Below are 13,883 nucleotides of genomic sequence, written 5' to 3' on the forward strand. Positions count from 1 at the left end.
CAGCCATCCCCCGCCGTTATAGCGACCCCTGAGAAAAGCCATTGTCCCCGATAGTATTGCACCTATACCCTGTTCTTTGACTGATAGCAGCCATAACCATAGCTGCACCCATATATCAGGCTGCTTGTCCATGAGTTTCATATCCACCCCCATAAAATGGGCGTCCGTGGGGGTGAGCTATGTTCGCCCCTGTGAGTTGTTGTTAATTGGGTTAATGAACTGATCGCCACTTCTTGTTTTCACCCCTCAAATGATGGGAAAAAAACGGAAGTTGATTATAAAAAAGGCCACACCGAAATGTGACCTGGAATCAATAAAACCCAGAGCTAAATTTGGTCGATCTGAGTCGGCCTGTTTAAATATCAGGGTTCCAATAAATATTCATTAGGTTAAGTTAAGCATGCATCATCATTGATGCAAGCAGCATCAAAAACCAAGGAATATCAAATGGATAAATCAAATTCTCATATGATTGGGCAGCAACAAGAACTCGAGTTATTTCCAGTAAAAGAGGTTGAAATTGATGGCATTCAAATGGGGGTCCTTAATAATGGACTTCCATATTTAACCATGCGTGGTTTATCTAGGTTATGTGGTGTCGACTCAGGGGTAATGACTCGGTTAACCACAAATTGGCTAGAAGAAAGAAACAAACCAAGAGGTAAAAAAATAGACACAATACTACAATCCAAGGGATTGAAACTAACCCGCTTATACACAATCATTACAAATCAAGGCATAGAAACTCATGCATATCCCGATAGTGTATGCATGGCAATACTGGAATATTACGCTTTCGAGGCTTCTCAAAGTGGTCAATTTGACAATACTACCGCCATTAGAAATTACAGGGCATTGGCCGAGCACTCACTACGCAGATTTATTTTTTTAAGTGTAGGCATTGATCCTGAAAACCCACTACGTGGCGCATGGCAATGTTTTCAAGAAAGACTTCAATTAAACAGCCAAGTTCCATTTGGTTACTTTTCTATATTCAGTGAAATGGCTGACTTGACCCTCAAAATGATCAACACAGGTTTTGATTTTGGGCCTGCTTCAATTCCAGATATAAGCGTTGGTCAAGTTTGGGGCACTCATTGGGTACGAAATAATTTAGATAAAAAGTATGGCGAAAGAATAAAATCTCCACACATCTATCCCTATTGGTTTCCACAACACAGAGCTGGACCTATTGAAGCATGGGTATATCCTGATGATGCATTAGGCGAATTTCGACGCTGGATGCAACGCTCATACTTGCCAATAAAATTTCCTGCATATATAGAAAGCAAGGTTAGAGCTGGAGCTATTCCTCCTGTAAATGCAGGAAGTTTATTAACTCAAGTGAAAAAACCAGAGTTACCCAAATAAGTATTTTTTATGATTTACTCACCGCTAATAGCCACCCAATCAGCGAATAAAGCCCGGATTCAGTTCCGGGTAATCCGCGTCGTATAAGTAAAAAGGCCACGTCAGATCGCAGCCCTTGAAGTGTTGCCGGGTAATACACGCCCGGCGCGTGGTATTCTCCTAGTTCCTACAAATGCACAGGAGAATTATTTTGGCAAACTCCGCTGGGGATTAAGTCCCCGTTAAACGGGCGTGAAAAAAGAAAAGGCCGCCGAAGTGACCTTAATAATCCTGAAAATTACTAATCCAGCTTGGGATCATCTAATCCTGTATGAATGACTGCCTTTATCGCCGAAGTTACTTCAAAAAACCTGTCCGTTAGAATGCCTTTTGGAATAGTAAATTCATGGGCGCCATTTGCCACACTGACATGCAAGAGTAAATTTTCATACCATAGTGATATTGAAACATAATACCAATCACCAATACGCAGCGTGTCATTCACCATCGTTCCAATTTGAAAATTAAGCCTATAATCTTCATCCAATTGAACTGCATGTGCAGGACGATACTCAAGATCCCCTTGCTGATTTATGATGCAAGAACGTACATATGGTTGTTCTACCCCCTCTTTATCTTTCCATGATGAGGCAGGGAGATCTAAGGATTCATAATATTCTTTCATTAAACCCTGAGCATCATTTTGAAGAAGTACTTTTCTGGCATTGTACTTCTCTTGTAACAGTTTGTGTTGCGAGCGAATATCAGCATAAGTAATTGACATGCCTTTCTCCATAAGTTCCTGATTACGAACCAGCATGATTACCACCTTTAATGAAAAATTACTATGACATACATACAAAAAGGCCACGCTATGCGCAGCCTCCGTAATCAATTGAATTCGTTCCGATATGGGAATTCCCATATCGGCTATGATTAAATCTCGACAAGTAACCATAGCTAACAGAAAGAGGAGCTAATGAGCAGAACAATTAATGAAGCTGTCCGCGAGCTGGAAATCAGCATCACAGCTACAGAGCGGATCGTGATTGCAATGTTACAACTACTTTCACCCGTACAAAAAGATGCCCTGAAAGATATTCTCTTTTCAGAATGTCAAATAGCCTCTGAAATAATTCCTGCGGATAACGAACAATTAATCAAAAGAGAAAAACAAATCACTGAGAAGATTCACACTCTTTTGCAACTCTGAGCATAAGTTCCTGGCGTTTTTTCTCCTGTTCAATAAATCCCCCCCACTTGCCATTAGGGTGAGGGGTATTTACTGCTTTCAAAAACGCTTCGCGATCACAATCTCTACTCTCATCTTTGCATTCGTCAGAAACGCTGCTATAGCGCTCCATTGAGATAAACGCAGCGGCAACGGCTTCACCTACAAATACCGCGTCAAGATCACTCAGTCCATCAGGTACCATTTGCGACAGAATAGTAATAAGTGCCAATCGTGCCTGTTCTTGGGATTCTGGAGATAGTTTGTCAAAGTTCATACCCGACCTCTCGACGGTAATAAAGAAAAAGGCCACGCAATACGTAGCCCTGAAAATAATATCGTATTTTAATCGCATTTTATTGACAAAGTACGATTAAAATCGTATTATCTAATCATCCCAAGCGGATAGGCTCTTTAACAAATGAGGAAACGATGGTTACGGTTCAATGGACGAGGAAGGCACGAAAACAGTTGCTTTCAATCGATACCCGATACCGGAAAGCTATCAATGAGAAGGTTAACCAACTTGAAACTTTCCCCGCAGTGACGTTGGACATCAAGAAGCTTCATGACCTTGATAACCAATACAGACTACGGGTTGGTGAATACAGGATAATCTTTGAAATCACTGATGGCGAGCCGGTTATCTGCTCGATAATGGCAGTCAAACGGAGAACATCGACAACGTACTAGGCGGGGCAACCCGCCATTTCCTCATTATTAAATTCACCGCGACTCTTGGCCACACGGATGAATACATGAAAATGCAATACATAAATGATGAAGCAGGAAAACCTCAATATGTTGTTCTGCCAGTAGCTGAATATGAAAAACTTCTCAGCACAAAAGAAGATTGGGAGGATGTGCCATACACGCCGTCAAAATATGATGATGTGACCGTGCCTAACGGCGTCGTGTCCATTATGGTTGATCAGGATGTTTCTATTCTGGCAGCCTGGCGCATCTATCGTGGGCTGTCTCAGCATGAGGTAGCTGAAAAACTCAACACGGCTCAATCAACCGTGTCTCAGTGGGAGGCTTCAGATAGACCACAGAAGCGCACACGAGAAAAACTGGCCGCACTATACAACTGCACTCCAGAACAGCTAATTCCATAATCCAACGGCCCCGCTCAGGGGTCGTTTACTTTGGCCGAAAGACAAAAAGCCATGCTATGCACAGCCATCTAGTTGTAAACCTTGAGTTTGCTACTGGTAGAAATAGAAAAACCCGCACCTAGGCGGGTCTGAATATTCTTTTAGTGAGCATAGCTACAATTCCCCACTATCTGGAGAGATTACGCCAAGTTTATGCAAAACGCAAGCCCTCTCTTTTTTATCGCGTTACTTTGCTAAATTCAGATGCTGCTCTGCTTTCCTCGATATCACATTTCGCCACCAGCTTTTCATAGAATGGCTTCCAGTTACGTGACCAGCTTGATTGGGTAAGCTCTGGCAAAAGAGCCTTAATGGCTGTATATGCCACTGAAGATGGCACCCGGCTATAACCGCGACCAGAACAACGCTCACAGATTTTAATCACTGGCGCACCCGTAGCTTTGGTTGCTTCACGATCAACGACTTTCCCGGTACCGTTACAACGGCAACGACTGGATATAACCCCTTTACCACCGCAAGGAGAGCAAAGTTCATCTACCCACTCAGTTTCTACGCGTTGCTCTATCACATCCTTATACCCTGCATATTTAATCACATCACGCTGAACGGATATTAACCCGCGTCCATTGCAATGTGAGCATGTGCTGGTTGTGGCGGCTGATCGGGAATATTCTTCAAAAGCCATTTTTGCCAATATCACCAGGCATTTTCCTAACTGGCGCCCACTCGCTTTGGTGATGAGTTTGGGCACCTGACGTCTGGCATACAAAGTCAACTGCTCAACGGTTCGAACAGTATCTTCATTGCTGACGCCATGTTTACCCAAGAACGCCGCCATCCCAAATTCAGCCTTAGATTCAGCCATCCCTAATGCCGCCATAATATCAGTACCCGTTATCCGGTCCGTTGACGTGCATTTAGACGAATGATTGATTGCCAGTCCTTTCGGGCTGAAATGTTTTAGTGCTGATTCGAGTTTCATTATTCCGCCCACTTCTTAAAAGACAGTTCACGCACTTCATCACCGTTAACAAGTACGTCATTGAAATCACCATGATCAGGCCAGCGAATACTGACCTTTTCTAAATCATTTTTAGCAATGAGATTGCCCCTGGCACACTCAAAAGCGGCCGCGTGTCCGGTCGCTGAATACAGGTCCATATCAGCGAAAATAATTAAGTGTTTAACCCCTCTCGGTACCCGGAATTTCCCCATAAATCCCGCATTCATAGTCGGCCAGGTGTTGCAACCGTATATCTGTTTGCATGAGAGTGCGGTTTCTACGCCTTCTGTGATCCCCAGCGTTGATGAAACGGGAAACATGCGGATAGCCACAGAGCCGGTGTGCTTTAAATAATCATCAGACTGTAGGGAATACGTTTTTTTGGCGATATCCATATTGGCTTTTTTATCACCCTCTAATAGCGTCCTGTGCAGGTAACAAAGCGCACCTTTATCATCCGTCGCCAGAGAATACATGGCCTGAAAAGCTTTCGTTCCTACAGGTTGATGATGACAATATCGGATCTGCTCCGCTGGCAGGCAATTAATCCCCCGGTTGCGTAAATAACTTTCGGCTGACGTTCCGCGCAGATTCACCAGCGTGGCATACTTCCTAATCACCCTGTCACGAAATAATGACCGGTCATCTTTATTGATGGAGTCTTGAGCGCTTTCGGGCTGATAGGCATACGTATTGCCAATAATTTCATCAACTTCTTTTGCGAGCGTTCCGAAGTCTTTTTTTTGCGTCAGTGAAAGTAATTTCCAGCCGTCACCGGTATTACAGACACAAATAAAAGTTCCTCGTCCATCTTGATCATCACAACGATACTTACCTTTCTGTCCGCAAATAGGACACTTACCTTTGTAGTGCTTTTTCCCTGTGATGGGGGGCAAACCGTAATGCTCAAAAACTATCGACCATTTTCCGATAACGGCATCCGTTGTTTTCATAAACTACCTCCCTGCGTGGCTGAACTGAGTTGTTTAATTGCGGCTTTTTGCATAAGCAATCTGTTTCCATTTGATGAAGTTATTGACTTCCGGTGTCAGCTCCTGCGGGGTGTTATGTAAACCGCGTGGATAGACGCCGAATTTGTCTTTAAAGGTATTGCCTACCCAACCATCACTAAGGATCTTCCCCTGTGCGGCACGCTGATTCTGGTAATACTTCAACTGTGAATAAAAGCTCTGTTTCTCAGCCTGCGTATAAACATGCGCTTTATTGCTAAGCTTTTTCAGTCCACGGGAGCGATCCACTTCAACATCTTCACCGCTTAAGGGCTTAAATCCACACTTGGGGCAGGCATAGACACCCGCGGGTTTCATGTAATGACAAGAGGGACACTCCTTCGGCAGCTTTTCAGCTTTGTCGCTGTCAGTGCGACGAGAGGCCTCTTTCATCCCGTCGTTTTTGGATGGCAGCTCGTCATATTCGATATCATCCGGGTAACCGAGGCGGTGAACCGTGCCGGAGTGATCGAAGATAAGACAGGTTTCTTTACCGGGAGCAGCCCTTAAGCCTCTGCCAAGACTTTGAGTCCATCTGATTTCTGATTTGGTAGGCCGGGCGTAGATAATGCACCGGACGTCACTATCAAATCCCGCTATCAGCGTACTAACACTCACCAGGATCTTTGTTGCGCCCTGTTCAAACCGATGGATGATGATTTGTCTTTCTTCCGGGGGCGTCTCAGCAATGATGACCTCGGCATTGACACCGGCTTTGTTAAATTCAACCGTGATAAAATTGGCGTGGGCCACGTTGACGCAAAAGCAAATCGTGGGTTCATCATTACCATTCACCAGCCAATTTTTGACGATATCGCCCACCAGCGTTGAATCCCCCATGATTTCGGCTAGCTGGTCCTCTTTGTAATCCTGCCCAAAGTCATCACTGGAAGTTACTTTTACGCCTTTCAGGTCCGGCTTGGTGGGGGCATAAAATTCATAACTGCTAAGTTCACCTTTAGCGATAAGCTCTTTCATTGTGGTGGGTTTCAGGAGCTGTTGATAGTAGTTTCCCAGAAACGGGGAAAATGGCGTTCCTGACAGGCCAATCACTTTTACACCGGTGTTCTCTGCCAGATACTGAATGACTTCAAGCAACTTTTTACGGCGTAAATGGGCTTCGTCAATGATCAACAGATCGATGTTGTCCGGGAAGTCACGGCGGATTAACGTGTCAGCCGAGGCAATTTGAATCAGTCTGTCCGGGTCGTGAGGCTGGTAATCCCGCCACACGTAGCCAATTTCTTCTTCCGGCAGTCCGTACTGAATAAACCGGGTAGCAGTCTGACGCACCAAAGTTAAGTAAGGCGCGACAAACATCACCCGCATTCCGCGAGAGACAAAACCGGCTGTGATGAATGCTGATAAGCCGGTTTTACCGCTGCCGGTAGGCGCATATACCATGAAGGTACTGTGTTGCTTCCAGTTCTGGCGCAACATGGACAAGGCGCGACTCTGGGTTGTATTTGGGGTGATCGTCAGCATGCTTTACTTCCCCCATTCCCTTGAGGCGGATTTGGTGACATAATCGCTCACAGGTGCTGAATTCTCTGTGGTGCCCGCAAGAGCCGAATCAGACGTGCTCGCCAAAGTATCGCTGTTCGGTTTCTTGCCTCCCTTGATTTTCAGTCCTTTTTTCCACTCGTTGATAATCCGCTTACTGTCCTCAGCATGCTCACGTGCAGGCATATCGTTGTATTGGCGCTCATAGTCAATTTGGTGGAAATAGGGATTAACGATGACAGGCGCAACGATACCCACCGCACGTTTGACGTCTTCGTCAGTCGGTACCCGGTCAAGGTATTTTTTGAAGGTTAATTCGCCGGTATCCACCAGATGGTCAGTGATTTTTTTCAGTTGCTTAACGGCGCGAAATACCCCCTTCACGCTGTCGTTATTCGCTGACGGCATGACTTCACCCTCAAACATCTCCCCGTCAATGAACAACGGAATGCTGTCGATAAATGCGTCACGGCAGAGGAATTTATTCACCTCGGCTGTCGTGATAATCGGATAAGCTTTAACTAACCCGAACAGCGTTACTGCCATTGGCTCGTCATGCCATGAACTCTTGCCTTTTCCGTTTCGGATGGCGGCAATCAATGCGTCCTGATGCTTGAGGCTCAGCAGGTCATAATCACCCACCACGAGGTAGTGAGTGCTCAGCGCTTCCAGATCCACTGGCTTTGCATGGCTGTTGTGGGGCTTATGAGGTTTGTGGGGTTTATGTGTTTTCCGGGCTGGCGCATTGGCCTTGACCATCGCGGCGGCCTCAGACTCTGACATGCCAGCAGCGACTAATTCAGCAATGGCCCGTGCAGGCTTCCAGCTCACAAGAGCACGATGTTTTTGGATGATCTTTTCTGCTTTTTCATTTTTGATAATCATTCTCATTTGTCCTAAAAAAAATAAGGGGGTACTTATTTAATACTTTTTCCTGACTGCCACTTTTTTTGGGTTTTTTTGGGTTTTTTACCCACTTTGATAATCATTCTCATTTGGCTGTTTTTTCATGGCTAGCCCTGGTGATCCCCTTACCACCGATCCCACAGCCAGAAGACACAGCCTTTTCCGTACTGCCTGATACCACTGTGATCATCCTGCCACCTCCGATTGGGGCTGGTTCTCTGGCCGTGCTTTCGGTGCCCTAAGCGGCTTCTCGGTATAACCCTGACTCGCTCTTGCATATTTCCTGACAAACTCCCTGAGCCTGATGTTTGCCGCCCGCCTCGCTGCGTTATCTTTCCGATATGAAACCGGTTCTTCATCCCATGCGATTTGATAAACCTCGGCATACTTAACCGTGATTTTTGCCCGTGTAGCCGGATCAAGATTCAGTAACATCTCCTGTATCCACTTGCCGTCATCAGGAAAATATTGAGATGGCATTGATACTTGAACGTTAGGAAACATGTTCATCTTCCGATAGCGGAAATACTTTAGGCAGATCAAAATGCACGAAGTTATTTTTCAGCGGTTCATGTATATACGGGACATCAGGATTGATATGACATAGGATTGCTACATCATCCGGTACACCGCGTTTTTTCCATTTACCAACACCTTGACTGCTTCTGGGCTTACCTTTTTTTGGGAATGCGTGACCGATAGCTGCATTTGTTTTATAAATATTTTTTAATATTTCATATAATGTCATCTCAACCACCCGAAATGTAACTATAGTATCAAATTAATCTATCATGTAGACTCCAAAGTATCAAATTAAAATGCTACTTTAGTTTCCATCGATTTATGACAGAAGGGGGGGGTATATGAACGATTTTGCAGAGAGATTGATTAAAAGCAGAAAGAAAGCCAAGTTAACCCAACAGGAGTTGGCAGAAAAAGCAAAAGTAACAAGGGTAGCAATAAGTAAAGCTGAACAAGGTTTAACAAAAACATTTAATGCAAATACGTTATTTAAAATAGCTAAAGTGTTAAAAGTAGATCCAATTTGGTTACAAACAGGAAAAGACTTTCAGTATGATTTAGGTGAGCCAACAATACACTCAACTATAAATAACGCCGATTTATCACGAGAAAATATATACTCAGCAAGGCAACCAGAATACAGATATAAATACCCAAAAATCAACTGGGTGCAAGCTGGTTCCTTTGCTCGTAGTGGTGATGATTACAGTGTGTTTGATATAGAAAACTGGCACGACTCAATAAAATATGCGGGAGAAAAGGGGTATTGGCTAGACGTTAAAGGAGACTCCATGACTTCCCCTTCCGGCATTACTTTCCCTGAAGGTATGAGCATATTAATTAATCCAGAAAAAGATCCATACCCAGGGTGCTATGTTATAGCTGAAGTGAAAAAAACCAACGAAGTAACATTCAAAAAATATGTTGTAGATATAGGAAGGGAATATCTCAAGCCTTTAAATCCAAGCTATCACATGATAAAGATGGACAACAGCATAGAAATTATTGGTGTTGTGGTAGATGCTAGATGGGATATTTTTTAGTTAAAAAACAATAGTAGCCGGCGAAAGCCGGTTTTTTTTACTTCTAATGGAATCTAAAGTATCAAAAACACTTGACACAAAAAGATACTATAGTTACATTCATTGTGGAAACCAAAGTATCATTAAATATCTCATGATAGAAAAAGCTACGGCGGTCTACCTAAGAGTAAGAGTAAATTATGAAAATTTTTATTTTTGCAGAGACAAAACATTCTAACTTTGAACAGAAATCACTTGTTAAAGTTAAATGTGCGGATAGAAATTATCAGCAAGATAAAAATTGGCTATAAAAATTATTAGCTGGATATTCCATCATATGGATAGGTCAAATTAATAATAACGAGGTACGCAATGCGTAAACCAATTACTTTAGACGATGCAAAATACCGCCCTGGTTTAGCTATGTCGCTCTATGAAATCATTATGAATATGGCAGCCAAAGAAGAATGCTCAGGCGAACTACGCGATCTAATTGCTCTTGCGTGTGATATTAACCATGAAATTAATCGCTCCCTTAAAGAGGCTTTAAATAGCGGAGGTGAAGAGTGAATAGCAAAACTACAGAAGAGTTGCGCAATCGTCCTTACATTAATTTGGCGGCAGAAGATGCACTCGGAAAAATAGAAGCATTAGCAGCGGCAGCAGGTTACCTGACCAGAAATAAAGAAGAGGAAATGCTGAGCCGTGAAATTATAGATGTTATTCATTCAGTTGCCAGTGAAGCACTAAAAAAGGGAGGCTGTTATGTTTGATTTAGAGACCGCTATGTTTGATTTAGAGACCTCTTTCTCACATACAGAGGTAAAGACAAAGCAGATAGAGGCCCTTCTCCACATATGGCAAGAATCATATAAGAAAGAATGTGATGAATCTTATGCCATCGGTGCAATACAAGATCTGGTTTTTGGACTGCTAAAAGAAATAGAAGCAATGGAGAAACAGATAAAAAAGATTAAAGGCAAAAAGGAACCTGAAATAACAAACAATCAAATTAATGTCAGCAAAATAAAGTTTAAAGATTTATTAGATAAATCTGAACACCTTGAAGCATTAATGGTGCCCGTCAGTAAAGCTGTTACTGATAAAGCCGATACAGGCACAGCAACATTAACAGATCTTGCTCACAAACTAGCAAACGATCTTGCACAAGAAATAAGAATATTGGAAGGAGCTTAAATTATGAAACTGGAGAAAATCGATTATTCCCGCTTTGATACCGATGAGCTTATTAGTGATAACGGTATTGATGATGCATTCAGCATACATGAGCTACCCGTCTATGTTGTTAGTCGTCATGGACGTTCTTACAGACGCTTTAGTCGTAGTAATGCCATTAATAAATTGGCGCATATTATGACGCAGAAAGTATTTAGCCGGGCCGGACGAGATACCAACTACCCAGCCCGACCAATAATTGGCGAAAACAATGTAGTGAACTGGACAGTAGGAGAATTACTACCTGAGTATATCCAGTGTCATAACAGAGCGGCACGGCGAATAAGATTACTGCTTAAGCGTCGAAAAGAAATAGACGAACTGCGCAAAAAATATATTGGCGCTTTCGTTGAAGCCGAACGATTAAAAAAAGAATTTATTAATGCTACTGCCAAAAACAGTCCAGCTATATCTTAATTAAAGTTAGGAGTTGTAAAAATGTACGAAGTTGAAATTATCTATCTCTCAATTAACAGTCAGGCAACGACACTCTGGGTTAAAGCCGATAATGACGATGAAGCAATATGCGAAATCGAACTATTGCGAGATATTTTTGGTGAGGTTAATGTCGAATTCCGGTTAACGGGGGTGAAAAAATAACACCTGAAAATAACACCTGAAAATAACAACCGTGTATGCTGAATTAACAATGCAATAATTAGTTAACTTTTAATTACAGCTTAATGGCTGGGGATTGTCTCAGCCCTAAAATAGGATTGTATTTATGAGTAATCAAACATTAATTGAACGTTACAGAAATCGTTTAATCGCGGCAAAACTCGATGCAATGGTGAAAAAGACCAACAGTCATTGCATTGCTGTTAGTCTTCATGATGGTTCTATGTGTACTGTTGAATTATCAGAGGAGATATTAAAGAAAGCTTTACATGTGTTTTTTGAAGCGCCTGTTTATGACGAATATAAACGAGAGCAAGCCGATAATTATATTTTAAATAGCTATACCGATTATCTGTCAAAACACTGGAAGTTAACAAAGGAAGGTGATGACTTTATGCAAGCCCTCGTTAAGTTAATTGCAGAAAGGGCTAATCATGGTGGATTTTCACCAGAATATACTTTTCAGTAAATAAGGACTCACAGTGAATATTACCCATTTTAATTTCTCACAGAGAGCTATTCAAAGTGAGCGTGAAGAAAAGTATGAAACAGCGGCGGTTCTCTGGAACAAGGTCGCTGAACATGCCAGGCAGCAAGTTAACCGTGAATGGGCTGAATATCGTGTTGAATTGAATTTAAAACGTCATTCATTACAAGAGCGTTATGAACAATGGCAAGCAGATAACAAACAACGTCGCAAAAGAGAGAGAGAAGCGAAACAACTCGCTGATGCTCTAAAGATCCATATTGATAAGGCGGAGGGATTGTAATGGCGAAAAGGAGAAGAAGTAAAACACAGCAAGGATTTGAAGGTATGACAATACCTCAGCTCCTTCAAATAAAAGAAGGGTCCACAGATGGGTATGTCAATTCCCAAAAGTTCATTGAACCTTATTCAACGCATAACGGAGACATATTAATGCCACTTAATCGCTCCATGCGCCGCCATGCCAAGAAAATGAAAATTGAAATTAAGGAAGTGAAACAATGAAAGAATTAATCACCATCAATAAAACCCAAATGCCTGTTGTGGAATATCAAGGTCAGCGCGTTGTGACGTTCTCAATGATTGATCAGGTTCACGCGCGGCCAGATGGTACGGCTAAAGCAACATTCAACAGAAACAATCAACGCTTTGTGTGTGGAGTGGATTATCAAATCTTAGGTCAGGACGATATACGTACCAACCTCCCTGATGGCTTATTTTCCAAGTTCGCCCCCAGCGGCATTGTGCTTTTTGAGTCTGGTTATCTGATGCTAACCAAGCCATTCAATGATGATGTTGCGTGGCAGGTTCAACGGGAACTGGTTAGTCACTATTTCCGCAAACCCCAAACCGCCCTGAGCGAGATTGAAATGATTGCAAGGATCGCCAGTCATACCGCTCAACAACAGCGCCGCCTTAACCAGGTTGAAGAAAAAGTTGAACAGGTTCATGAAACCATTGAGCAAATCAAGCAAGGCGCTATTCCCACGGGCTGGATTGGGTTCTCTCTGGCTGCGACTGAATCAGGATTGACCAATGCCAAGTGCCGTACCTTAGCTGAACAGTACAACGTACCAACGGACAGCATTACTATCATGACACCAGACGGACAACCTCGTCCGATGAAAATCGTATTTAAAGAGGACTTCATGAACGCTTTCCGTCTGATGATGGGTGAAGCCGAACAACGTAAATCCAAATGGTATCACCCAAAAATGGGCTTATTTCAGGTTATCGGATGGGAGGATTAATCATGGAAGCTTTATTTCTTATACTGCTTTTACCGGTCATAGTTTTTTTTCATTACCGCAACTTATGGGTATATCAAGTCAGAAAGCGCGTACTATCTGAACTTGGATTAAAAACATATAAACAGCTTGCTTCATACAATGTGATGGTATTTAAGTTCTGGATATGGAATTGGCACCGTTTTTTATCTTCTGATAAAAGGAGGGGTGAATAATGGCGGCACGATTAGAAATTATTATCTCGTTTGATGAAGACTTAAATAAATGCCATGTTGAATATACAACAGGAGAAAGTTTGGACATTGTAAATGAGGAAAAAGAAGTCATTATCCAGCTAAGGAATAAATTACTCTGTTCGATGGAAAATGAATTAGCTAGAGGTATTCGGCATTACCTTCATTAAATAATATGACATTTAATTATTCACAATCAATTGGCATAAATAGGCTTAACGTGTTTACGCCAAATATAAGGAAACAGAAATGAAAAACGAAAGGGTATCACCCCAAAATGGGACTGTTTCAGGTTATAGAATGGGAAGATAAATAATGAACAAATATCACCCCGAAACATCATTTGATTACGGCAAATATGGCGTCATTGTCATCACTGAGGCAGCGAACAGCAAAA

Annotated in this window: 24 protein-coding genes; 15 read left to right on the forward strand and 9 right to left on the reverse strand. The window is 42.5% G+C overall.

What is annotated here, in order from left to right; all coding sequences use genetic code 11:
* A partial coding sequence (locus tag ACGF5R_RS22330) for a phage holin family protein (RefSeq protein WP_387692810.1) occupies window positions 1–153 on the reverse strand: 153 nt, incomplete at its 3' end.
* 294 nt (window positions 154–447) lie between these two features.
* Between ACGF5R_RS22330 and ACGF5R_RS22335 the strand changes: the two genes are divergently transcribed.
* On the forward strand, window positions 448–1,371 hold the full coding sequence (locus ACGF5R_RS22335) for a hypothetical protein (protein WP_192881112.1): 924 nt from the start codon (window positions 448–450) through the stop codon (window positions 1,369–1,371).
* Between the two features lie 280 nt (window positions 1,372–1,651).
* Here ACGF5R_RS22335 and ACGF5R_RS22340 read toward each other — a convergent pair whose 3' ends face one another.
* Window positions 1,652–2,170, reverse strand: coding sequence for a hypothetical protein (locus ACGF5R_RS22340; protein WP_387692788.1), 519 nt, complete (start codon window positions 2,168–2,170; stop codon window positions 1,652–1,654).
* Between the two features lie 159 nt (window positions 2,171–2,329).
* Here ACGF5R_RS22340 and ACGF5R_RS22345 point away from each other — a divergent pair, with 159 nt between their 5' ends.
* A complete protein-coding gene (locus ACGF5R_RS22345) occupies window positions 2,330–2,563 on the forward strand; it encodes a hypothetical protein (protein WP_036847822.1) in 234 nt (77 codons plus the stop codon).
* Here ACGF5R_RS22345 and ACGF5R_RS22350 read toward each other — a convergent pair.
* Window positions 2,529–2,858: a hypothetical protein gene (locus ACGF5R_RS22350; RefSeq protein ID WP_113048511.1), complete on the reverse strand. Its 330-nt coding sequence runs from the start codon at window positions 2,856–2,858 to the stop codon at window positions 2,529–2,531. The genes ACGF5R_RS22345 and ACGF5R_RS22350 overlap by 35 nt on opposite strands.
* Window positions 2,859–3,013: 155 nt before the next feature.
* Here ACGF5R_RS22350 and ACGF5R_RS22355 point away from each other — a divergent pair, with 155 nt between their 5' ends.
* Entirely contained in the window at window positions 3,014–3,274 is a 261-nt protein-coding gene (locus tag ACGF5R_RS22355; protein ID WP_036807218.1) for a type II toxin-antitoxin system RelE/ParE family toxin, read from the forward strand.
* 65 nt (window positions 3,275–3,339) lie between these two features.
* Window positions 3,340–3,699, forward strand: coding sequence for a helix-turn-helix domain-containing protein (locus ACGF5R_RS22360; RefSeq protein WP_046396441.1), 360 nt, complete (start codon window positions 3,340–3,342; stop codon window positions 3,697–3,699).
* A 217-nt stretch (window positions 3,700–3,916) separates the two neighbouring features.
* On the opposite strand, the gene ACGF5R_RS22365 is transcribed toward ACGF5R_RS22360, so the two are convergent.
* The 6 genes from ACGF5R_RS22365 to ACGF5R_RS22390 form a co-directional block, all read right to left on the reverse strand.
* On the reverse strand, window positions 3,917–4,681 hold the full coding sequence (locus ACGF5R_RS22365) for an antitermination protein (RefSeq protein WP_387692790.1): 765 nt from the start codon (window positions 4,679–4,681) through the stop codon (window positions 3,917–3,919).
* Window positions 4,681–5,655: a toprim domain-containing protein gene (locus ACGF5R_RS22370; protein WP_387692792.1), complete on the reverse strand. Its 975-nt coding sequence runs from the start codon at window positions 5,653–5,655 to the stop codon at window positions 4,681–4,683. The genes ACGF5R_RS22365 and ACGF5R_RS22370 overlap by 1 nt, the downstream gene beginning before the upstream one ends.
* 33 nt (window positions 5,656–5,688) lie before the next feature.
* Window positions 5,689–7,197 carry a DEAD/DEAH box helicase family protein gene (locus ACGF5R_RS22375; RefSeq protein WP_387692794.1) on the reverse strand — a complete coding sequence of 503 codons (1,509 nt, stop codon included), beginning with the start codon at window positions 7,195–7,197 and terminating at the stop codon, window positions 5,689–5,691.
* Window positions 7,198–7,200: 3 nt separating this feature from the next.
* Window positions 7,201–8,100, reverse strand: coding sequence for a hypothetical protein (locus ACGF5R_RS22380; protein WP_387692796.1), 900 nt, complete (start codon window positions 8,098–8,100; stop codon window positions 7,201–7,203).
* Window positions 8,101–8,307: 207 nt separating this feature from the next.
* Complete coding sequence (locus tag ACGF5R_RS22385; protein ID WP_049583078.1) at window positions 8,308–8,625, reverse strand: hypothetical protein; 318 nt, start codon at window positions 8,623–8,625, stop codon at window positions 8,308–8,310.
* The gene (locus ACGF5R_RS22390; RefSeq protein ID WP_053093437.1) at window positions 8,615–8,869 is read right to left on the reverse strand and encodes a hypothetical protein; all 255 of its coding nucleotides are present in this window, start codon (window positions 8,867–8,869) and stop codon (window positions 8,615–8,617) included. The genes ACGF5R_RS22385 and ACGF5R_RS22390 overlap by 11 nt, the downstream gene beginning before the upstream one ends.
* A gap of 115 nt (window positions 8,870–8,984) precedes the next feature.
* Here ACGF5R_RS22390 and ACGF5R_RS22395 point away from each other — a divergent pair, with 115 nt between their 5' ends.
* The 11 genes from ACGF5R_RS22395 to ACGF5R_RS22445 all read left to right on the forward strand — a co-directional run bounded on the left by ACGF5R_RS22395 (window position 8,985) and on the right by ACGF5R_RS22445 (window position 13,656).
* Window positions 8,985–9,686 carry a LexA family transcriptional regulator gene (locus ACGF5R_RS22395; protein WP_049583077.1) on the forward strand — a complete coding sequence of 234 codons (702 nt, stop codon included), beginning with the start codon at window positions 8,985–8,987 and terminating at the stop codon, window positions 9,684–9,686.
* Between the two features lie 351 nt (window positions 9,687–10,037).
* Window positions 10,038–10,235, forward strand: coding sequence for a hypothetical protein (locus ACGF5R_RS22400; protein WP_387692798.1), 198 nt, complete (start codon window positions 10,038–10,040; stop codon window positions 10,233–10,235).
* Entirely contained in the window at window positions 10,232–10,438 is a 207-nt protein-coding gene (locus tag ACGF5R_RS22405; protein ID WP_387692800.1) for a hypothetical protein, read from the forward strand. Before ACGF5R_RS22400 ends, ACGF5R_RS22405 begins: the two co-directional genes overlap by 4 nt.
* Window positions 10,431–10,862 carry a hypothetical protein gene (locus ACGF5R_RS22410; protein ID WP_049583072.1) on the forward strand — a complete coding sequence of 144 codons (432 nt, stop codon included), beginning with the start codon at window positions 10,431–10,433 and terminating at the stop codon, window positions 10,860–10,862. Before ACGF5R_RS22405 ends, ACGF5R_RS22410 begins: the two co-directional genes overlap by 8 nt.
* Before the next feature lie 3 nt (window positions 10,863–10,865).
* Window positions 10,866–11,318 carry a hypothetical protein gene (locus ACGF5R_RS22415; protein ID WP_112879906.1) on the forward strand — a complete coding sequence of 151 codons (453 nt, stop codon included), beginning with the start codon at window positions 10,866–10,868 and terminating at the stop codon, window positions 11,316–11,318.
* A gap of 21 nt (window positions 11,319–11,339) precedes the next feature.
* A complete protein-coding gene (locus tag ACGF5R_RS22420; RefSeq protein WP_387692802.1) occupies window positions 11,340–11,501 on the forward strand; it encodes a hypothetical protein in 162 nt (53 codons plus the stop codon).
* A 124-nt stretch (window positions 11,502–11,625) separates the two neighbouring features.
* The gene (locus tag ACGF5R_RS22425) at window positions 11,626–11,988 is read left to right on the forward strand and encodes a hypothetical protein (protein ID WP_387692804.1); all 363 of its coding nucleotides are present in this window, start codon (window positions 11,626–11,628) and stop codon (window positions 11,986–11,988) included.
* 13 nt (window positions 11,989–12,001) lie between these two features.
* Window positions 12,002–12,289 (forward strand): ANR family transcriptional regulator, encoded by a 288-nt coding sequence (locus tag ACGF5R_RS22430; protein ID WP_387692806.1) that lies wholly within the window; start codon window positions 12,002–12,004, stop codon window positions 12,287–12,289.
* Window positions 12,289–12,510 (forward strand): hypothetical protein, encoded by a 222-nt coding sequence (locus ACGF5R_RS22435; RefSeq protein ID WP_112879925.1) that lies wholly within the window; start codon window positions 12,289–12,291, stop codon window positions 12,508–12,510. Before ACGF5R_RS22430 ends, ACGF5R_RS22435 begins: the two co-directional genes overlap by 1 nt.
* Window positions 12,507–13,256: an ORF6N domain-containing protein gene (locus ACGF5R_RS22440; protein ID WP_387692808.1), complete on the forward strand. Its 750-nt coding sequence runs from the start codon at window positions 12,507–12,509 to the stop codon at window positions 13,254–13,256. Before ACGF5R_RS22435 ends, ACGF5R_RS22440 begins: the two co-directional genes overlap by 4 nt.
* A gap of 211 nt (window positions 13,257–13,467) precedes the next feature.
* Window positions 13,468–13,656 carry a hypothetical protein gene (locus tag ACGF5R_RS22445; RefSeq protein WP_049583066.1) on the forward strand — a complete coding sequence of 63 codons (189 nt, stop codon included), beginning with the start codon at window positions 13,468–13,470 and terminating at the stop codon, window positions 13,654–13,656.
* The last annotated feature ends 227 nt before the right edge of the window (window positions 13,657–13,883 follow it).

The sequence above is a fragment of the Photorhabdus sp. RM71S genome (assembly GCF_042879355.1).
In the GTDB taxonomy this organism is placed as follows: Bacteria; Pseudomonadota; Gammaproteobacteria; order Enterobacterales; family Enterobacteriaceae; genus Photorhabdus; species Photorhabdus kayaii.

What these genes read in the sequence shown, in the direction of transcription:
- ACGF5R_RS22335 (WP_192881112.1), top strand. Translation starts at nt 448, where the DNA reads ATGGATAAATCAAATTCTCATATGATTGGGCAGCAACAAGAACTCGAG.
- ACGF5R_RS22340 (WP_387692788.1), bottom strand. Translation starts at nt 2,170, where the DNA reads ATGCTGGTTCGTAATCAGGAACTTATGGAGAAAGGCATGTCAATTACT.
- ACGF5R_RS22345 (WP_036847822.1), top strand. Translation starts at nt 2,330, where the DNA reads ATGAGCAGAACAATTAATGAAGCTGTCCGCGAGCTGGAAATCAGCATC.
- ACGF5R_RS22350 (WP_113048511.1), bottom strand. Translation starts at nt 2,858, where the DNA reads ATGAACTTTGACAAACTATCTCCAGAATCCCAAGAACAGGCACGATTG.
- ACGF5R_RS22355 (WP_036807218.1), top strand. Translation starts at nt 3,014, where the DNA reads ATGGTTACGGTTCAATGGACGAGGAAGGCACGAAAACAGTTGCTTTCA.
- ACGF5R_RS22360 (WP_046396441.1), top strand. Translation starts at nt 3,340, where the DNA reads ATGAAAATGCAATACATAAATGATGAAGCAGGAAAACCTCAATATGTT.
- ACGF5R_RS22365 (WP_387692790.1), bottom strand. Translation starts at nt 4,681, where the DNA reads ATGAAACTCGAATCAGCACTAAAACATTTCAGCCCGAAAGGACTGGCA.
- ACGF5R_RS22370 (WP_387692792.1), bottom strand. Translation starts at nt 5,655, where the DNA reads ATGAAAACAACGGATGCCGTTATCGGAAAATGGTCGATAGTTTTTGAG.
- ACGF5R_RS22375 (WP_387692794.1), bottom strand. Translation starts at nt 7,197, where the DNA reads ATGCTGACGATCACCCCAAATACAACCCAGAGTCGCGCCTTGTCCATG.
- ACGF5R_RS22380 (WP_387692796.1), bottom strand. Translation starts at nt 8,100, where the DNA reads ATGATTATCAAAAATGAAAAAGCAGAAAAGATCATCCAAAAACATCGT.
- ACGF5R_RS22385 (WP_049583078.1), bottom strand. Translation starts at nt 8,625, where the DNA reads ATGTTTCCTAACGTTCAAGTATCAATGCCATCTCAATATTTTCCTGAT.
- ACGF5R_RS22390 (WP_053093437.1), bottom strand. Translation starts at nt 8,869, where the DNA reads ATGACATTATATGAAATATTAAAAAATATTTATAAAACAAATGCAGCT.
- ACGF5R_RS22395 (WP_049583077.1), top strand. Translation starts at nt 8,985, where the DNA reads ATGAACGATTTTGCAGAGAGATTGATTAAAAGCAGAAAGAAAGCCAAG.
- ACGF5R_RS22400 (WP_387692798.1), top strand. Translation starts at nt 10,038, where the DNA reads ATGCGTAAACCAATTACTTTAGACGATGCAAAATACCGCCCTGGTTTA.
- ACGF5R_RS22410 (WP_049583072.1), top strand. Translation starts at nt 10,431, where the DNA reads ATGTTTGATTTAGAGACCGCTATGTTTGATTTAGAGACCTCTTTCTCA.
- ACGF5R_RS22415 (WP_112879906.1), top strand. Translation starts at nt 10,866, where the DNA reads ATGAAACTGGAGAAAATCGATTATTCCCGCTTTGATACCGATGAGCTT.
- ACGF5R_RS22420 (WP_387692802.1), top strand. Translation starts at nt 11,340, where the DNA reads ATGTACGAAGTTGAAATTATCTATCTCTCAATTAACAGTCAGGCAACG.
- ACGF5R_RS22425 (WP_387692804.1), top strand. Translation starts at nt 11,626, where the DNA reads ATGAGTAATCAAACATTAATTGAACGTTACAGAAATCGTTTAATCGCG.
- ACGF5R_RS22435 (WP_112879925.1), top strand. Translation starts at nt 12,289, where the DNA reads ATGGCGAAAAGGAGAAGAAGTAAAACACAGCAAGGATTTGAAGGTATG.
- ACGF5R_RS22440 (WP_387692808.1), top strand. Translation starts at nt 12,507, where the DNA reads ATGAAAGAATTAATCACCATCAATAAAACCCAAATGCCTGTTGTGGAA.
- ACGF5R_RS22445 (WP_049583066.1), top strand. Translation starts at nt 13,468, where the DNA reads ATGGCGGCACGATTAGAAATTATTATCTCGTTTGATGAAGACTTAAAT.